This is a genomic window from Nodularia sp. UHCC 0506 (assembly GCF_034931045.1).
Taxonomy (GTDB): Bacteria; Cyanobacteriota; Cyanobacteriia; order Cyanobacteriales; family Nostocaceae; genus Nodularia.
The window spans coordinates 56,042-75,128 of sequence record NZ_JAYGHH010000011.1; the positions used below are offsets into that span (position 1 = coordinate 56,042).

The window sequence follows — 19,087 nt, forward strand, 5'->3', positions numbered from 1 at the left end:
ATCACAATGCGCGATTTGATATATCCTACTCTAGTTCCTGAAAATTGGCCTTTTGGCTGGGAATGGTTGCCGCAATCTGCTTATATTGTCGGTGGTGCGGTACGTGATGCCCTTTTGGGTAGAACTCGTGAATATTTGGATTTGGATTTTATTATACCCTCTGGGGCGGTGGCAGTGGCTGAGGCGATCGCTCTTCATTATCATGCTGGTTTTGTGCTACTCGACCCTGAAAGACAAATCGCCCGTGTGGTTTTTCCCGAAGCTACAGTTGATTTTGCCCAACAGGAAGGCGATAGTTTAGAGACTGATTTGCATAGAAGAGATTTTACAATTAATGCGATCGCTTATAATCCCCATACCGCAGAAATCATCGACCCGTTACAAGGTCGGGCTGATTTAGAACAGGGTATATTAAGAATGGTATCAGCAGCAAACCTCCAAGACGACCCTCTGCGATTAATGCGGGCATATCGTCAAGCTGCCCAACTTGGTTTTACCATTGATCCAACTACCCAAGCAACAATTCAGACTTTGGCATCACATATCACCACAGTCGCTGCTGAACGAGTGCGGGTAGAAATTGGTTATTTGTTAGCAAATTCTCAAGGTACATTCTGGCTAAAAAAAGCCGCAGAAAATAGTTTACTTACCCCTTTCTTTCCAAATGCAACTACCCAAAGCTGGGAAAAACTAGCAAAACTGGAAACAGTAGCCGCTTTAATTGCCCAAAACTGGCCGCAACTGAGTGCAGAACTGCAAAAGTCTGTCCGCGACACAGTAAAAACTACCTGGTTAGGTATTGCTAAACTGGCTTATCTGGTTCACCCTAGTTCAGAAGTTGCAGAACGAGAACTGCAAGCACTAACTTATAGCCGTGCGGAAATTAAAGCTGTCACCACCGCCCTTAAACTGGTTCCGCAGCTAAAATCAGCTAATATGTCTGTGCGAGAACAGTATTTTTTCTTCCAAGCAGTGGGAAATGTATTTGCGGCTACAATAATCTTAGCCTTAGTAGATGATAATTTGGTATCGGCGATATCTGGCGACCAGTCGCTACGCTTCTACGCACCATTAATCAGCCGCTACCTGAACCCTGATGATCTGGTTGCTCACCCCACTCAACTAGTAAGTGGCGACGAACTAATAATAGCATTAAATATTTCACCTTCGCCAAAGTTGGGCGAATTATTAACAGAAATTGCTGTAGCCCAAGCTGAGGGTAAAATCTCGACTCCAGAACAAGCGATCGCCTGGGCGCAGAGTGTACTATTAGACTAGAGGCATAACATCTTTCAATTATCGAAATAAATTTTATTGTGGCGTGGACATCTTGCCCGCACAAGTTTGATGGATTTTTATTCGTAATTGACTGAAAACAAAGAATTTTACTCATCATTGCTGCTTGTGGTTCTTGCTTCTTGGAGATTTGTAATTTTGCTAACTGTGAGCGTAAATTATCTTCACAAAATTTGCATTCTGAGATATCTCAAATAGATTAGCAGCTTAAACTCTTGAATCCTCATTTGGCAGAAAAAACCCCTTGTAAACCCCATTAAAATGTCAAGAATAAACCTAAAACGTGAAGTATAGAGTTTACACAAATAAAGAAAAATTTCCTACATTCAGGCTTGAGTATGGGCTAAAATATGAGTATCAGCGATGCCATTATTCTATAAATTAATTGTATAGTAATCGCAGGATACAGCAGTTTACAGGTAGATGAGCTACAAATATTAATCCTAAACAGCCTTAGTGTACCTCTAAAAAATTAAATCTGCTGTAAATAAATTTATATTAACTTAGATTAAATTACTTCAAAAAATATCTTACCTAAATCAATACGAGGTTTCGCAAAAATTAGTTTAAATTCTGAAATTTGATATAATGCCAAACCAAGAAAATTCCCAGCAGCCAAATATTGCCGAGCTATCATTGCCACAACAAAATACGGAGTTAGAGCAATTAAATGTAGCTATTAATCCTTTACATTCACAAGAAATAAAATTTCTAGAAGAAAGTCAAAAAAACGAGTTAGTAATTAGTTCTACTCAAGAAGAGGGCATGATTTTTCAGTTGGCTGACACAACTATACAAGCCTGTAATTCTGCTGCCGAGAAAATTTTGGGTTATCAGACACAACAAATTTTAGGAAAAACGTTTTTTGAACCTCCCTGGCAAATGATTCATGAAGATGGGTCAGTTGTGACACCAGCAACTCATCCGGCTATAGTTACTCTCCAAACACAGCAGCCATGTCAAAATATTGTGATTGGTTTTTATAGACCCACTGGTACATTAGGTTGGTTATTGTTAAATTGCCAGCCTTTATTTCCAGCTAATCAAGCTGTACCCTATGCTGTTGTCACGACATTTATCGATATTACTGAAATTAAAAACCAACAATTTAGTAGTGATGCTGCTATTGAAATCAATAAACAATTATTTATTAGTGTCTATCAGCCAAAAATTAAACAACAGCTACTACCAGCTAATGCCATTTTAGCTGAACGAGAAATACTTTACCGCACCCTGATGCAGCATATCCCCAATGGTGCTGTTTACTTATTTGACCACAATTTATGTTATTTAATATGTGAAGGTACTGAGTTAGCAGTGATGGGATTAGAAGCTGATTCCATGATTGGCAAAACTGTTGGGAAAGTCTTTCCTAAAGAAACTTGCCAAGTCATAGAACCTTTGTATCGTGATGCTTTATTAGGTAAAACTACCATTCAAGAAATCGCTTATCAAAATCAAATCTACGAAACTTATACTGTTCCTGTTCACAACCAGCAAGGAAAAATTTTTGCGGGCATGATGCTACAGCAGAATGTGACTCGTTGTAAGCAAAATGAAGCCCTCTTATCGCTGCAAAATAAGATTTTAGAATTGATTGCGACAGGTGTACCTCTCCAGGAAGTGTTGATAAATTTAACCCAATCTATTGAGGCTAGGTTAAATCAAGTTTTTTGCTCGATTATGTTACTAGATGAATCGCAAACTAAATTACATCTGACTGTCGGTTCCAGCCTACCAGAGAAATATATTCAAGCATTAGCAGATGGTGTGCCTGTGGGTGCAGATATCGGCAGTTGTGGCACAGCTGCTTATACTAAAAAAACGGTAATTGTCTCAGATATTGCTAACGATGTAAAATGGGAAAAATACCGTGATTTGGTACTGCCTCACAATCTCAAAGCTTGTTGGTCTGCGCCGATTTTAGATAGCCAAAGGAATGTTTTAGGAACCTTTGCGCTGTACTATTCTACACCACGCACTCCGCAACCATCAGAGCAAAAACTAATCGAGAGTGCGTCTCACCTCGCAGGTGTGGCTATTGAGAAATATCGCTCAGAACAGGCGTTGCAAGAAAGTGAATATCTCTTGCGGTTGATGACCGAAACTATTCCGCAACAGGTATGGACAGCATTACCGAATGGTGAATTGGATTACTATAACCAGAGATGGCGCGATTTTACAGGTAAGTCACTGAAACAACTGCAAACTGATGGATGGTGTGATATTGTACATCCAGAAGATTTAGCACGAGTGAAAAAAGTGTGGAATCACTCTGTGCAAACTGGTTCCGAATACGAGGTAGAGACTCGCTTGCTTTCTAAGAATGGGGAATATCGTTGGATTTTAGGACAAGCACTGCCTTTGCGTGACCAAAAAGGAAAAATAATTAAATGGTACGGTACTAATACTGATATTACAGATCATATCCAAGCTAGAGAAGCTTTTAAAACCAGCGAATTAAATTTCCGGACTTTGGCAGACACTATGCCACAAATTGTTTGGACGGCTCGGCCGGATGGCTGGATAGACTACTATAACCAACGCTGGTTTGACTATACTGGCATGACTTGGGAGCAAACTCAAGGTTGGGGTTGGGAAGCTGTACTGCACCCCGAAGATGTGAAAATAACCATAGATGCTTGGAATGAATCGGTTAGTACAGGTAAAAATTTTGACATAGAATGCCGCTTCCGTCGTGCTAGTGATGGGCAGTATCGCTGGCATTTGGGTAGAGCTTTTCCTTTACGTAATCACAAAGGAGAGATTATTAAGTGGTTTGGTTCTTCTACTGATGTTGATGATTATAAACGGGTAGAATCATCTCTATGGAGTGCTTTGCAACAACAACAAGCAGCACGTGCAGAAGCAGAAAAAGCCAATCGCATTAAAGATGAATTTCTTGCAGTCCTTTCCCATGAACTGCGAACGCCCCTTAATCCGATTATGGGTTGGGTGCATCTGTTGAAAACTGGCAGGCTGGACAAAGCTAAGACGGCTCAAGCAATAGAAACTATTGAACGCAATGCTAAATTACAGGTTGACCTGATTGAAGATTTGCTGGATGTTTCTTGTATCCTCCAGGGCAAATTAACTTTAAATGTATCTAGTGTGAATCTAGCAAAGATTATTACCGCAGCGTTAGATACTGTGAGTTTAGCGGCTTCTGCTAAAGAAATTACCATCCAAACTATTTTGAAGGAGAATATCGGGGAAATTACAGGTGATTCGGCTCGTTTACAACAAATTATCTGGAATCTTCTATCTAATGCTGTTAAGTTTACCTCTCCCGGCGGGAAAGTTGAAGTCCGGTTAGAGGAATGTGATTCTATGGCTCAAATCCAAGTTAGTGATACAGGCAAAGGTATTAGCCCGGAATTTTTGCCATACATATTTGATTACTTTCGTCAAGAAGATAGTTCAATTACTAGAAAGTTTGGTGGATTAGGTTTAGGACTAGCAATTGTTAGGCAGTTAGTGGAGTTACATGGGGGTACTGTTGAGGCTAGGAGTTTAGGTGAAGGACAGGGAGCAATTTTTACTGTAAAACTACCATTGCGTAAAAGCGGAGAGAATCTGCGCCAGAATTCCCTTGAATTAGATATATCAACAAATAATCCACTGTCTGAAGCAACTTTAGATTTAAATAGTATGAAAATCTTAGTTGTGGATGATGATGCTGATTCGCGGGATTTTATCGCCTTTGTGCTAAAAATGTATGGTGCAGAAGTGACTAAAGCCGCATCAGGCTGGGAAGCATTTAGAATTATAGTCCAGTCTCAGCCAGATATTTTAGTTAGTGATATTGGGATGCCCCAGATGGATGGCTATGAATTGTTACGTAAATTGAGGGTTTTACCGCCGGAAACAGGTGGACAAGTGCCGGCGATCGCTCTCACAGCATTTGCGGGTGAGTTTAACCAACAACAGGCGATCGCGGCAGGTTTTCAAATGCACATCCCTAAGCCAGTGGAACCAGATACTTTAGTTGCCGCAGTTGTGCAATTAGCTAAGAATAATAGGTAATTTAGATTTTTTTGTTTCGCGCAAAGGCGCAAAGTCGCAAAGGAAGAAGGAAGAAATGTTGTAAAGTAATTTTAGGGGGAGCGTCTAACCTCACCAACCCGGTACATAAATTATGGTAAACAGCTTCATACTGCCACAAGAAACAATTTCTATCTTTCAAGAACAATTAGAAATACTTGAGAGATGTCTGAATGATGCTAACCCTCAAGATGAAGTAACAGCAGAGATACTTGAACTAGCAAACAGCAGGCAAATATCTTTGATTCAACTCCGAGAAGAATTTAGAAAGTTTCAGGACAAACTCGATAAAGTTAATAAATTACATCATAGATTAAATGATAAAACTAAACAAAATGAATTAGCAGTTTTGCTTTGTGTTAAAATAAATTTTTTGCACAAAGAAATTGCAGATCAATACTGGGATTTACTCTTGAATAAAGATAGGAAAGAAGTATTTAAAATAATGACTTATGATTTTATCAATGTCTACAAAAAATTAATACTTGAAGCTGGAAATGAGCCTGATCAAGATGAGGAGTTTTATATTATACTAGAATCCCTAAAATATCTAATCCAATCCTTAATTCAAGCTAGTTTAAGAACAAACGCATTATCTGAAGAAGAAATTAATGAATTAGACTTAGGAGACATCACACCCCAAGAATCTGAAACGATGCTGACGTTTTTGGCATCAATGAAAAAATGGGATCAGGTGTATAAAAATCTTGCATAGTCCTAAATTAGTTGAAAAAGAAGATGTGTTAAATATACAGAATAAGCTTATCATCCAATATGGTGGCTTATGTGGTATACGCGATGAAGGCTTACTAGATTCTGCTATTGCCCAACCTCAAGCAACTTATGGTGGAGAACTTTTATATCCTACAATTGTTGAGCAAGGAGCAGCATATTTATTTCACATCATTAAAAATCATGCTTTCGTAGATGGCAATAAACGAACTGGCTACGGTGTCTTGGTAGCCTTCTTGAACCAGAATGATTACGAACTGGATATGACACCAGAAGAAGCTGAAAAATTAACAACACAGGTTGCCGATAACAAAGTGGATAAAGAACAGTTAATTGAAAAGCTGAAAAATCACATCGTAGAACTCTTCTAATAGGATGTTTGTAAAGTCTAATTTATTAATAGCCCTGGCGACTAGAAGTCGCGGCTATACAGACCAAACCCGCCTACGCGGGTTAAAAATAAAGACCTTGATTTTTTCATTAGTCCACGCAGGTGGACTTTGCTTGTGTAGTAGCGAATTATATTCGCCTTTTAAAACATTTCTCCTTAACTCTTCTTCTTTGCGCCTTTGCGTGACACCAATCCATATTTCCCATTTAAACCGTCACACCTTCCAATTGTTCATCAGTCAAATCATATAACCGACGCAACTTATCCAACTTATCTGCATCAGCTTGCCAAATACCCCGCCCATGTGCCTCAATCATTCGGCTTAAAATATTGCGAAAAGCTTCAGGATTCGCTTTGCGTAACTTCTCCGCCATCTCTGCATCTAAAGCATAAGTATCAGCCGCTTGGTCATAAACCCAATCATCTTGAAAATCAGCAGTCCCACCCCAACCAATTAACGCCGTCATCCTTTGGGAAATTTCAAACGCACCACCAGAACCTTGATTCGCCATAGCTTGCGCCCATTTGGGATTGACTAACTTACTGCGGTATTCCATTCGGAGTAAATCATCTAAATTGCGGGGTGTGGTATCCTTCGAGAAACTTTCCACAAAACTGGTTGTCACCTTCTTACCCCGTTGCATTTCTGCCGCCTTTTTCAAACCGCCAGTATTAGCGTAATATTCTTGAATATCCGTTAAACCATATTCTACAGAATCGATTTCTTGAACAATGCGATCGCTTGTTTTTAATAAAGTATTTAAAATCTCCGGTCTAGCTTGACCCTTATCTTGTCTACCATAGCTAAAGACATTCCGACCTTGCCAAGTATTGCCTAATTCTTCCCCAGATTCCCAATTACCATCAACCACCTGATCATTTACCAAAGAACCGAAATCACCCGCCGGATTAGAAAACAATCTCGCCGAACTGTTTTCCACACCTTGCGCCTGTAAAGCTAAAGCGTGTTTTCTAATAAAATTCTGGTCTTCCGGTTCATCAGCATCAGCCGCCCGTTGAAACAAATCATCTAATAATTCGATAATATTCACAAAACTATCGCGGAAAATCCCCGACAAATTCCCCAAAATATCAATTCTAGGATGTCCCACCTCAGACAAAGGCTGCAACTGATAACGCACAATCCGCCCAGTCCCCTCCTTCACAGGTTCAGCCCCCACCAACTCCAAAAGAATCCCCAGAGACTCACCCTTAGTCTTAATCGCATCCAGACCCCATAACATCACCGCCACCGTTTCGGGATACGTCCCATGTTCAGCCAAATGCTGGGCGATAACTTTCCGACCAACCTCCCGTCCCCGTGCAAAAGCCGCCGGAGAAGGCATTCTATAGGGATCTAAAGCGTGAATATTCCTTCCCGTAGGTAACACCCCAGCCCCATCCCGTAACAAATCACCCCCAGGCGCAGGCAAAATATACTCACCATTCAACCCCCGCAACAAACTCCCCAACTCATCAGTACATTGCATCAACAAACCACTAACCAACTCTTCCTCCTCTCTGTGTTCTCTACGCCTCTGTGGTATGCGCTGCGCGCACGCTTCGCGAACGTTCTCTTCCCCAAAATAAGCATCCAAATACCCAGCCAACTCCTCCTGATTCGGCGGTTCCCCCAAAATATGCAAACCCGAAGAAAACAGACGATTCTCCAACACCTGCAAATATGCGTACAACTTCACCAAATAATCATCAAAAGCGCGATCGCTAAACATTCGCACATTCTCAGGACTAAAAGCAATCCCCAAACGTTTAGCATCATCAAAAGGACAATCAGCATCCAAACCAGAATCAACAATCTTCTTACAAATAACCTCTTTCAACAGATAATTCTTCTGCGGATCTTCACGATACTCCGAAATCAAATCCCGCAAAGACAGCAACTCCTTATATAAACCAGCCCGACCATAAGGGGGGACATTGTGAGAAATTAACACCCCATAACCGCGACGCTTCGCCAAAATCGACTCAGAAGGATTATTCGCTGCATATATATAGAGATTAGGCAAATTACCCAGGAGAATATCCGACCAAGAATAACCAGTATTACCCAACGGTGAACCAGGCAACCATTCTACAGTCCCGTGCATCCCAAAATGAACCACAGCATCAGCCGCAAAATCATTTTGTAACCATTTATAGAAAGCTGCATATTGAGGATGAGGAGTTAAATCTCGTTCAAACATTAACCGCATCGGGTCCCCTTGTATACCCAAAGGTGGTTGGACACCAATCCAGACATTACCCAACTGCACACCACCAATATGTAACTCCTCCCCATAAGTTTTAATTCCAGTTCCCGTTAAAGACTTCCATTGTTTTTCAATGCGGGAAGTTAGCAGATATCCTAACCATTTTTCTAACTTCCGGAAATGTACAGTATTCGCAGATGTGGGAAAAGGCTTATTTTTTTCCCATGTTTCCATTTCTTCATCTGCTGCTTTCACCTGACGTATTAATTCTTCCCCATCTTCAGGAATCTCACCAACCTGATAACCTTGGTCTTTGAGGGCGTGGAGAAACTTAATTAGACTCCGGGGAACATTCAATAAAGCCGCAGTCCCTACAGCCCCATATCCAGGGGGAAATCCATATAAAATAATCGCTATCTTGCGTTCTGATGCTGACTTTTGGCGTAAAGCAATCCAATTTTTGACTCTACTAATTAAACGCTGGACTCGTTCGGGAACTAGATAAATCTGTTCACCTACTAAACCGCCCAGGGGAATGGTATCAATTGCCCCATCGAGTTCAGGTAAGGCATACAATACAACACTTTGCAGTCCACCTATACCTTGACGTGTCCATGAATGAATATCTTGAATTAGCAGGGGTGCGGCTACTATATAGGGTACATTCTTAGCCGCTAAGATGCGTTTCGCTACTTCCACTTGTCGCCCTGCTTCCATTGAACCAGCCGGACCACCAACGAGAGGAAACCCAATGGTAGAAACAATTGCATCTACTTGGACGGCTTGATCTGAAAGTGAGAGAGTTTCAATATTACCTTTTTGTCGTTGGTGGGTTTCGTGGTCGGTGGTCATCCAATCTCTTACCGCTACGTGTCCTTCTACACCATTAATAAATATGGGTAGGGGAATTAACCCGGCTGCTTCAAAACGATGAATCAGTTGGAGAATGTATGGTTGTTTAGTAATAACGTGCTTGCGGTAGAGTAAAATCCCCACTACAGGTTTTGAGAATAAGGCATCTTGCCCGCCCTTTGATAAGGATGGCAGCCGAGACGACTGCCCCACAAGATACCACTTCAAATATTCACGGGGGGATGTAAAAAAGCCTTGATAGTTGGGATGCAGTAATCCCATGTTGGGGGTTTCAATGGGTGGGGGAATATCACCGACTGTTAAATCTAAGTATTTTTCGGCTAATATCCAGAATAATGCGGCAACGTTTTCAAAACCGCCAGCGTTCCAGTATCCATAGATAATTAACCAGTTGCGTAAATCTTGGACTTTCTGCCCTGGGATGAATTTGAGGAGTTTGGGACCGGTTTTTAAGAAACTAATATAACCAGCAAGTTTGTCTTCTTCCCGTCCCTTGCTGAATTTATCGAGGATGAATTTAATGGGTTTGGGCATTCCTTTGGGTTTGTCGCCAATGGCAAAGTTACCCAATTTGGTTAAACTCATCAGTTCTAAGGCTGACTCGAATACTAGACGGATGGGAATTTGGGCAATGCGATCGCGCAACCACAAAACCTGGTCATAATCAAATATTAAACTACCAAAAAATACATCCGCGCCATCGAGTGCTGTTTCTACTTCGCTGCGCTGACTGGTAATATGGCGATCGCTAAACACCCGAATATCCAAATCAGGACAGCGCGATTTCGCCAACTGGGCCACTTTTCTGTACAAGTCAGCGTTAAACGATTCAAATCCAGCAATCAAGACAATGCGTTTCATGTCTAAGCTACGAAAGATCCCTTTACGATCTTAAAGGTAGTTTCGGTTTCATGGCTCATTCCCCAAAATGAATTAGATAATCTACCCAGAGACTGAAAATTCTTGGTAAAAAAATACAATTTGGCAATTTGGCATATTTTCTGATCGCTGTGTTGGTATTCTGAGTTTCACAAATATCTTTATGCGACATACCGTCTTGCAGAATCCCTCAGTTAGTTGGCTATCTACTGGGGGTATTTTTTTGATAAATTTATCAATCCCTGGGGATGAGAACACAGAATATTTTTTAAAATTAAAATTATTAACTTCTCTAAAACCCAACCTTAAGTTTTATTTAAACCAAATTTAACTTTGAGTAGTTGACCAAGACACCCTTCTATAAGTTAAGAGATTTTTCAATAGCAATTAGCAGAAATTATTAATGACCTAATTCTTAGATACAATTTTCATGTAAAAACTAAAACATTTATGTCCCGACAAACTTCCGGATTAAACGGTAATTACCGCTAGTAGCCAATGTCTAATACCGTCCAAACTAAGATACGGAGTGTTTGTTGCTCTGGAAATATTCTCTTTTTGTTGTATGAAAAATTAATTAATAAATAATATTTTGTTTTGATAACTTTCAACCAAAAATTAGTGGTAAATATCACTAGATGAATATACAAAGATTGCCTTAATGAAGGATTTTTCAATAGCAATGTACAATAAAACTAACTGCCAAAGGTTTACCCTTACTTCTACCATCACACCGCAGCTGCTTTCACCCAAGTTATGACAAGAAGTAGGCAAAGGAAAGATTGCGTAAAACCTGCCTAAACAAGAGTTAATCAACTCCTTGGGGCGTTATATTTGGGAATCTCTACAATTACCACAATTTGAGTTTATTTGCGGCTATTACCGCCAGGCGTTCGTCAAAAATCAAAAGTCAAAAGTCAAAAAGCTTATAGAATCAGCTTTTTATTGATTACTCATGATTATGCGATTTACGCCGTGCTGTACTAGGATCACCAATCCGCAAAAACTACCTATTGACAATTTACCCAAAAGCGTTTCCAGATTTAAAATCTAGAGGAGTCAATGAGTACCACTAATTTTACCAAAGCGGAAAATGTCTATAAACACCCAGAGGAACAACCTCATCCACCAAGAAAAAACTTGATAAAAAATGCTACAAAACATGAAAATCCCCAAAAACGTGAACCTTTATCTCATAGTTCCTCGTTAAAACTAGAAAATCGTGGTCGAGTCGCTATTTTTATTGATGGCGTAAGTCTATTTCATACAGCCTTACAACTTGGTATTGAAATCGACTATCTCAAACTACTTTGCCATTTAACTGGGGGTTCACGGTTGTTACGTGCTTTCTTTTATACTGCTATTGATACCTCCAGACCAAATGCTGCACGTCCACGCCCGAATGAAAAACAACAAGGTTTTCTCTTTTGGATGCGTCGCAATGGTTATCGTGTAGTTACCAAAGAAGTTCAATTGGCAGACCATACCAAAAAACACAATTTGAATGTAGAAATTGCTGTGGATATGATTACCCTAGCTCCTTACTATGATACCGCAATTTTAGTGAGTGGAGATAGAGATTTAGCTTATGCTGTTAATGCTGTCAGCGCTACAGGTTCTCGTGTTGAAGTTGTCAGTTTGCGGGCATTGACTAGCGACAGTTTGATTGATGTTGCTGATGAGTTCATTGACCTCGATAGGATTAAACAATACATTCAGAAAGATTCCCATATCGGCTATAGTTATCGGGTACTGTCTAATTCCAAGCTGTAAATCTCCAATTGAGCCAATTTGATATTGATTACTGCCTACCTACTTGTATCAGTTTAATAGAGTAGAATGGCAAATTAGGGAATTACTCTGCGTATTTTTTTATTAAATCCTAATGAGATGGATATTTTAATTGTTGAAGATGAACTGGAAATTTCTCAGTTAATCCAACATTCTTTAAACAAAGAGGGGTTTGACTGTCGTATTAGCCGCGATGGGATCAACGCTTTACAAATGTTTCAGGAACAACCACCAGATTTAATTATCCTCGACTTAATGATTCCGGGATTGGATGGGCTGGAAGTGTGTGCGCGGATTCGCCAACAACCAGGTGCAAAAGATCCTTATATTTTGATGCTGACAGCTAGGGGTGAGGAAATTGATCGGGTGATTGGTTTATCGACTGGTGCTGATGACTACATGGTTAAACCCTTCAGTCCCAGAGAGTTAATTGCTAGGGTTCGGGCATTATTACGGCGTAGTCTCCGTCAAGGGGGACAGCATCAGGTAAATCGAACTCAACACTTTGTGATTGATTTAGACCAGCACACTGCGATACGGCAGATTAATTCCCAACCTGCTGAAACTTTAGACTTAACTACTTTAGAATTTAATTTATTAAACACCTTTGTCAGTAATCCTGGTCGAGTTTGGAACCGGACTCAACTAATTGATAAACTTTGGGGTGATGATTTTTTTGGTGATGAACGGGTTGTAGATACTCATGTAGCAAGATTGCGGAAAAAAGTTGAACCTGATCCCGCTAGTCCCACTTTTATTAAAACTGTGGTTGGGGTAGGGTATAAGTTTGAAGATACCCTGTAGCGTGAGGAAAATGGCATGGGCTGGCGTTGGTCAAAGTCTTTGCCTCTGGCATCGCGTCTGTTTTTATCCCACCTTGTAGTGATGATTGTGGGCTTGCTTAGTCTGGTAATCATTAGTGGGATCTCTTCTCCCCGCTTTTTTTTCCTGCACTTGCAGAGGTTAGAAAGTCGGGGTATGAGATTAATTAATATTCGGACTGAATTAGTGCAAGGATTTGAAACTGCTTGGCGGCGTAGCACAATTTGGTCTGTTGTCTTTGGTAGTACTGCTGCGGGAGGCTTGAGTTATTGGGTATCCAAACGAATTATGCTGCGGTTGACAGAGATGGAACAAATCACTCAAAAGTTTGCCTCTGGTCAGCTAGAGGCGCGATTACCTTTATCTGATATTCCCGAACTGCATCGCCTGGGGACTAGTTTTAATCAGATGGCGGCTAGTTTAGAAGGGGTGGAAGCACGACGGCGAGAATTAATTGGTGATATGACTCATGAACTGCGGACACCATTAACGGTTGTGCGGGGTTATTTAGAAGAACTCGCTGATGGTGAAATAGAACCATCGCCTGAGATTTATCGCCGATTGGCTAAGGAAACAAAGCGTTTAGAGAGATTAGTTAACGATTTACAAGAATTATCTAAGGCAGAAGCTGGTTATTTGCCAATTAATATTCAACCTGTGAATTTATGGCCTTTATTAGAGTCATTGGTGGAAAAATTTAGTGACCAGCTGTTAGAAGATGGCCCGGTTTTAAGCTGGGAATGTCCTGACCAATTACCTTTGGTATTGGCAGATATTGACCGGACAGAACAGGTGTTAGTCAATTTACTGGGTAATGCTATCCGTTATACTGTCAAAGGTGCAATTACTATTCGTGTTTCTGTTGCAGTATCTCAACTTTGGATTGCTGTTATTGATACAGGTCTTGGCATTTCCTCCGAGGATTTACCCCATGTATTTGAACGGTTTTGGCGGGCTGACCAATCACGCGATCGCAATTCTGGTGGTACTGGTATTGGTTTAACTATCACCCGTCGTTTAGTGGAACTGCAAAACGGTAAAATTTATGTAGAAAGCGAACTGGGAATTGGTAGCACTTTTCGTTTTTGCTTACCTTTGGCGTAAATACAAAAAATTGACACAAGCTGACTGCATTTGCATTCTTTCAAGTATCAGTTATCCTGTATATGAAATTACTAAATTTTCCAATCTTGTAACATTTATTTCTTCATGAATTAATGTAAATTAATTGATTCACAGATGTGTGATAATTACCACCTAACTAAATTTCCATCCAAGTTAAGCATAAACACTGTTTTATGTGTTTACTAGTTGTGTATCATATTTATATAGTTAAAAAATATTAGGGTTACATCAGTAAAACCAAAATCCAGGTTATGTTTAGCTGGATATTTGGTAATCAAACAATATAATAACTTTATTAATCTGTGTGGAATTAATTATAAGGAGTGCTAAAAATGAATCAGTTGCAATTAAGTTTACTGATTAGCTATTTGCTGATGACCTGCTATTTTTTCATTCATTGGCTAAAGTTTTCCTTGCGTCATCCTATTTCTAGCCCAGAGGAGCAATTTTTATCTTTTGTGATGTTTGTGATCACAACTATTTTCTGGCCTGTAACTATTATGATGTCTTTATGGAAAATAGCCAATAATCGCCAACTGGAACTTAGCACTGTGGTTCCAGTGATTTTTGCTATGTTTGCCTTTAGTCTTTCATATTGTTTAACTTATCTATTATGAAAGTGGTTTTTTGGATAACGATTTGTTACGCTTGTTAAAGCATATACGCCCTGCTTCATTAATTAAAAGCAAAATCAAGTTACCATTTCCAACTCTAATTGATGACTTTGGAAAAAATCATGAGTGAAATGATCTACTACATTAGTATTAGCAAGTTCTAAATTATAAAAATCTACAACTTCATGCTCAAAATAAGGGCCAGCGTGCCAAGTACCTTCATTTAACTTGATAAAGCAATTTCCTGGTATGCGGAAAGCTGAAATCTCTGCTAATACTGGTTCACTTAAGTCATTATGAGGAGGACAAACTGCAATTAACCAATCTTTTCCTGCTAAAGAACCTAAACATTGGGTACATTGCAAATGACGAGTAATTTTATTAAACCTCCGCCCCCGCTTTTCTAGCCTCATAATATAAAATCGCGGTGTGCCATTTTTGAGATTTAATTGGGCATCTTCAGCATCATAAATTTTGCCATCTTCACTAGCAGAAATTACTTGTCCATACCGCCGAAAATTTTCTGGTGTTATCCATTCAGCTTGTAATTGTTGTACTGTTTGTGATGTACTCATAAATCTGACTGTTAATATTAATGTCGGGTAATTCTAGGATAATATCTTTTGGAAATTTATTTGTACCCGCAGCTGCTATGAGGTTCATCTATGCCAATCTATGTTTACTGGGGTGAGGATGATTTTGCCATTGAAAAAGCCGTTACAGCATTACGCGATCGCATCCTCGATCCTCTTTGGACAAGTTTTAACTATACATCTTTATCCCCAGACCAAACCGACGCAGCGATCGCGGGTTTAAATGAAGTGATGACACCACCCTTTGGCGCTGGTGGACGCTTGGTGTGGCTAATTAATACCACCCTTTGTCAGCACTGCCCAGACAATATCTTAGCCGAACTGACGCGCACCCTGTCAGTCATTCCCGAAAACTCCTGGTTATTACTCACCACTCGCAACAAACCAGATGAACGCCTGAAATCTACCAAATTACTGAAAAAATCCGCCAACGAATTTCGAGAATTTCCCCTGATCCCACCTTGGAAGATAGAACTATTGGTAGAGTCAGTCAATCAAGTGGCTCAAACTGTGGGAGTAAAACTGACTCCCCGGACGGCGGAAATTTTAGCCGAAGCTGTAGGTAATGATACACGGCTACTGTATAACGAGATGGAAAAGTTACGTCTTTATACATCGGATAGCGGTAAACCTTTAGACGTAGATACCATTACACAATTAGTCAGAAATACTACTCAAAATAGTTTACAATTAGCGGCAGCGATTAGAATGGGAGAAACAGCTAAAGCTCTAACTATTTTGGCTGACTTGATTAATGTTGCCGAACCGGGATTAAAGATAGTTGCTACTCTTATAGGTCAGTTTCGTACCTGGTTATTAGTCAAGATGGCGATGGAAAGTGGGGAACGCAATCCTCAAGCGATCGCCAAATTAGCCGAAATTAGCAACCCCAAACGTATTTACTTTTTACAACAAGAAATCAAAACACTTTCTGTACAGCAACTAGTCTACTGCTTACCACTACTGTTAGAGTTAGAAGTCAGTCTCAAGCAAGGAGCAACTGAGGTATCTGCACTTCAAACCAAAGTCATAGAACTTTGTCAAGTATGCCAGCGCAGTAGACATTAAATATAAAAATTTAGTTACCAGACCATTCTCTGGAACTTCTCGCGCCTAAAATAATTCAAAGCCATTAACATATCCCTACTATACTTTTGTCTCATAGACTTTATGAAAAGAATTTCTAATTTATTTTTTCCAACTAGCCTGCGATATCTATTTCCCCAAAGTCTATTCTTCGGTATTCTGACAACTGCTAGTTTAGTTACCACCAGTACGACCTTCATTTCTCCGGCTGATGCTCAAACACCTGCCGTTAACAATACTGACGACATAACCAACTACGCTCAAGCTGTGTTAGCAATGGAAACGCCGCGTCAACAGGCTTTTGATGAAATAAAAAAACTCATTGGGGGTGGAGAAATACCCAAAATTATTTGTAATGATCCTAAAAGCATGAACAGCCTACCACGGCAAGCTCAAGATATCGCAGTGACTTACTGTAATCGCTCTCAAAAAATAGTTGAAGATAATGGACTGAGTATTGAACGGTTTAACAAAATTACTGTCGAGCTACAAAATAACAATAACTTAAAACGACAGGTCTACAATACATTAATTCGCCTGCAAAAAAAACCATAAACTCGGTTGAATAAATTACTAAGAATACTCCCGGATTACGCCCAGGGTAAGGATTAGTTATTGATAATCAGCAACTAATATAGTAACCCCCAATGATGACTGAAAACCTTAATGTAGGGGCGGGTTTATATATATGTTCAATTACCAATAGTAATTTTCATCAACCCACCTCTACTTGGTTTCTACTCAGCAGAGATTAAACACCCCAATAACAGCACTCAGCACTTTGCCATAACTAGTCGTCGTTGTCACTCATTAAGTGCTTGACCTCGTCACGAGAAATTTTTACTTTCTTACCATCGAACTTAGTCAAAGTGAAGGAATTATCTTCATTGTAGGTAAGTGACTGCTCTTGCAGAAGTCCAATCGCTATTTGTTCACCTAGTCTGACAGACTCAGTATAGTCAGTGCGCCAGTGAACACCAGCACCATCACGACCAAGTGAAATGTTAGCAGCAACCTTGTTCAATTCACCACCGACAGTGAGATGTCCGGCATCAGCACCAGTATATGCAATTAGCTCAGTACCATCATCATTAGGAACCACTGGATTCTTAATCTGCCAAGATTCATCAAACCAGGCTTTGAGAATCGTCACACAAGCACCGGCTACAATAGCGTGTCCAGCACCATAGGCGGGATGGGTAGGAGAACCTTCAGGAAATGCCATTGGGATCAAATAATTACCATAGCGACTGTAGACTTTTGCCAATACACCCGAATCTAAAATCTCCTGATCAATAGGATATTCTGCCTTGCCGATCAGATGGTTGTGAACTAGTCCACCAAAGGCTTCTGGACGCAGGCGACGATGCACAAACCACTTTTGGAACCATATAGCTTTGAGCGCTCTAGTTGCAACTTCAGTCACCAAACTCAGGATGTACGCACTACCGAACGTAGCGAACCCGACTTGAGTTTTGGAATTATTGTAGGGGTTGCCTTCATCCATTGGAGCTTTAATGTCTAACAGAATTAAGCAAGCATTTAGGTAAGCTTCGTAGAGAGCATCAACGTGGACGTACTGACCAATATCTCGGATGTTACGGATATAGCGGGGTGTAGAATCGAATTTATCTGCACCTGTGGCACCACCGTTCTGCACATTTAGCCACTCGTCGTAATCAGTCAAATAATTAATATTTGGTTGTACAGTTTTTTGTCTTTGGGAAATGGTCAGGGAACCATAGGTAATATCCTTGAGTAAAAACTGGGAAATGTAAGGGCCAACTAAATCACCAGCAAAATTACCTCGGAAAAGGGACTCTGGGGTGACACGTCCGCCAATTTTTGGCCCACGAAAATCGGAGAACTGCGATAAGTCTGCTACTGCTTCCTCCACCAAGGACTTTTGGCTAAAGTCAGTGAAATTGATATCCCGCAACAACGCCATCCAGTAAACTTCAGCTGCTTCTCCGGAGTTTCTTGGCGAGTCAATGCGGGGTGCAGGAGGGATAGTAATTGCATGACCGTCGGGGCCTTGGAGGTCAAAAGCTAGTCCGGCTTGTGGATTAGCCAATTTGCGACCTTTGCCCAGAGTAATAGCTTCAAAATCTTTTGGTTTACCACTTTTGAGAGCTTTAAGCAGGGTATTGTAGGCTTTGGGATCTACTTCGCCTAGTTGATTGTGTGGCAAACCTTTAGAGAAGTTAGCAATATAGTTAGGAGACCCATCAGCACCTAAATATTCCTGTTCTTCACCATTACAAACATGATCTTCAATACCTCTGTTAAAGGCAATTTTTGCTGCATCTTGGCGGATTTTACGAGATGATCTTTGCCGTTGTTTACTGTTTTCAGGGACAAGTTCTTTGCAATCTGAAGGTTCTGGACGCGCTGGACGTGACGGACGTGCTGGACGGTCTGGACGCGCTGGTGGTGTGGGACGTGCTGGACGTTCTGGACGCATGATGTGAAGTTCCTGGATAAATTTAATAAAAGTAGATACTATTGACCATCCCGATATGCTCTTATCTGAAAGATAAAAGTACAATCTGGTAGCTAGAGGCTATTTGACACTATCGAGAAAATTTAATGTTCAAATCGGCTGGTAACAATTACAAGTTATTCAATCTG

At 40.4% G+C, this 19,087-nt stretch carries 13 protein-coding genes; 10 read left to right on the forward strand and 3 right to left on the reverse strand.

All coding sequences use genetic code 11. The annotated features are described in order from the left end of the window. Nucleotides 1–6 precede the first annotated feature (6 nt). The 4 genes from VB654_RS09805 to VB654_RS09820 all read left to right on the forward strand — a co-directional run bounded on the left by VB654_RS09805 (nucleotide 7) and on the right by VB654_RS09820 (nucleotide 6,443). Nucleotides 7–1,278, forward strand: a complete 1,272-nt coding sequence (locus VB654_RS09805) for a CCA tRNA nucleotidyltransferase (protein WP_323213532.1) — start codon at nucleotides 7–9, stop codon at nucleotides 1,276–1,278. A gap of 606 nt (nucleotides 1,279–1,884) precedes the next feature. Beyond that, nucleotides 1,885–5,322, forward strand: a complete 3,438-nt coding sequence (locus VB654_RS09810) for a PAS domain-containing protein (protein ID WP_323213533.1) — start codon at nucleotides 1,885–1,887, stop codon at nucleotides 5,320–5,322. Nucleotides 5,323–5,434: 112 nt separating this feature from the next. Continuing rightward, on the forward strand, nucleotides 5,435–6,055 hold the full coding sequence (locus VB654_RS09815) for a hypothetical protein (protein WP_323213534.1): 621 nt from the start codon (nucleotides 5,435–5,437) through the stop codon (nucleotides 6,053–6,055). Next, nucleotides 6,048–6,443 (forward strand): type II toxin-antitoxin system death-on-curing family toxin, encoded by a 396-nt coding sequence (locus VB654_RS09820; protein ID WP_323213535.1) that lies wholly within the window; start codon nucleotides 6,048–6,050, stop codon nucleotides 6,441–6,443. The genes VB654_RS09815 and VB654_RS09820 overlap by 8 nt, the downstream gene beginning before the upstream one ends. Before the next feature lie 226 nt (nucleotides 6,444–6,669). On the opposite strand, the gene bchH is transcribed toward VB654_RS09820, so the two are convergent. Beyond that, nucleotides 6,670–10,407 carry a magnesium chelatase subunit H gene (gene bchH / locus VB654_RS09825; protein ID WP_323213536.1) on the reverse strand — a complete coding sequence of 1,246 codons (3,738 nt, stop codon included), beginning with the start codon at nucleotides 10,405–10,407 and terminating at the stop codon, nucleotides 6,670–6,672. A 1,080-nt stretch (nucleotides 10,408–11,487) separates the two neighbouring features. Here bchH and VB654_RS09830 point away from each other — a divergent pair. From VB654_RS09830 to VB654_RS09845, 4 genes are all read left to right on the forward strand, one after another. Then, entirely contained in the window at nucleotides 11,488–12,198 is a 711-nt protein-coding gene (locus tag VB654_RS09830; protein WP_323213537.1) for an NYN domain-containing protein, read from the forward strand. Between the two features lie 117 nt (nucleotides 12,199–12,315). After that, nucleotides 12,316–13,020, forward strand: a complete 705-nt coding sequence (locus VB654_RS09835; RefSeq protein WP_323213538.1) for a response regulator transcription factor — start codon at nucleotides 12,316–12,318, stop codon at nucleotides 13,018–13,020. Nucleotides 13,021–13,035: 15 nt separating this feature from the next. After that, complete coding sequence (locus VB654_RS09840; RefSeq protein WP_323213539.1) at nucleotides 13,036–14,142, forward strand: HAMP domain-containing sensor histidine kinase; 1,107 nt, start codon at nucleotides 13,036–13,038, stop codon at nucleotides 14,140–14,142. 353 nt (nucleotides 14,143–14,495) lie between these two features. Further along, a complete protein-coding gene (locus VB654_RS09845; RefSeq protein WP_323213540.1) occupies nucleotides 14,496–14,780 on the forward strand; it encodes a hypothetical protein in 285 nt (94 codons plus the stop codon). A gap of 74 nt (nucleotides 14,781–14,854) precedes the next feature. On the opposite strand, the gene VB654_RS09850 is transcribed toward VB654_RS09845, so the two are convergent. After that, the gene (locus tag VB654_RS09850) at nucleotides 14,855–15,352 is read right to left on the reverse strand and encodes an ureidoglycolate lyase (protein WP_323213541.1); all 498 of its coding nucleotides are present in this window, start codon (nucleotides 15,350–15,352) and stop codon (nucleotides 14,855–14,857) included. A gap of 90 nt (nucleotides 15,353–15,442) precedes the next feature. Between VB654_RS09850 and holA the strand changes: the two genes are divergently transcribed. Next, entirely contained in the window at nucleotides 15,443–16,438 is a 996-nt protein-coding gene (gene holA, locus VB654_RS09855) for a DNA polymerase III subunit delta (protein ID WP_323213542.1), read from the forward strand. A 102-nt stretch (nucleotides 16,439–16,540) separates the two neighbouring features. Continuing rightward, complete coding sequence (locus VB654_RS09860) at nucleotides 16,541–17,011, forward strand: DUF4168 domain-containing protein (RefSeq protein ID WP_323213543.1); 471 nt, start codon at nucleotides 16,541–16,543, stop codon at nucleotides 17,009–17,011. Nucleotides 17,012–17,246: 235 nt separating this feature from the next. On the opposite strand, the gene VB654_RS09865 is transcribed toward VB654_RS09860, so the two are convergent. Beyond that, a complete protein-coding gene (locus tag VB654_RS09865) occupies nucleotides 17,247–18,920 on the reverse strand; it encodes a vanadium-dependent haloperoxidase (RefSeq protein ID WP_323213544.1) in 1,674 nt (557 codons plus the stop codon). Nucleotides 18,921–19,087 lie beyond the last annotated feature (167 nt).

What these genes read in the sequence shown, in the direction of transcription:
- VB654_RS09805 (WP_323213532.1), top strand. Translation starts at nt 7, where the DNA reads ATGCGCGATTTGATATATCCTACTCTAGTTCCTGAAAATTGGCCTTTT.
- VB654_RS09810 (WP_323213533.1), top strand. Translation starts at nt 1,885, where the DNA reads ATGCCAAACCAAGAAAATTCCCAGCAGCCAAATATTGCCGAGCTATCA.
- VB654_RS09815 (WP_323213534.1), top strand. Translation starts at nt 5,435, where the DNA reads ATGGTAAACAGCTTCATACTGCCACAAGAAACAATTTCTATCTTTCAA.
- bchH (WP_323213536.1), bottom strand. Translation starts at nt 10,407, where the DNA reads ATGAAACGCATTGTCTTGATTGCTGGATTTGAATCGTTTAACGCTGAC.
- VB654_RS09830 (WP_323213537.1), top strand. Translation starts at nt 11,488, where the DNA reads ATGAGTACCACTAATTTTACCAAAGCGGAAAATGTCTATAAACACCCA.
- VB654_RS09835 (WP_323213538.1), top strand. Translation starts at nt 12,316, where the DNA reads ATGGATATTTTAATTGTTGAAGATGAACTGGAAATTTCTCAGTTAATC.
- VB654_RS09840 (WP_323213539.1), top strand. Translation starts at nt 13,036, where the DNA reads ATGGGCTGGCGTTGGTCAAAGTCTTTGCCTCTGGCATCGCGTCTGTTT.
- VB654_RS09845 (WP_323213540.1), top strand. Translation starts at nt 14,496, where the DNA reads ATGAATCAGTTGCAATTAAGTTTACTGATTAGCTATTTGCTGATGACC.
- VB654_RS09850 (WP_323213541.1), bottom strand. Translation starts at nt 15,352, where the DNA reads ATGAGTACATCACAAACAGTACAACAATTACAAGCTGAATGGATAACA.
- holA (WP_323213542.1), top strand. Translation starts at nt 15,443, where the DNA reads ATGCCAATCTATGTTTACTGGGGTGAGGATGATTTTGCCATTGAAAAA.
- VB654_RS09860 (WP_323213543.1), top strand. Translation starts at nt 16,541, where the DNA reads ATGAAAAGAATTTCTAATTTATTTTTTCCAACTAGCCTGCGATATCTA.
- VB654_RS09865 (WP_323213544.1), bottom strand. Translation starts at nt 18,920, where the DNA reads ATGCGTCCAGAACGTCCAGCACGTCCCACACCACCAGCGCGTCCAGAC.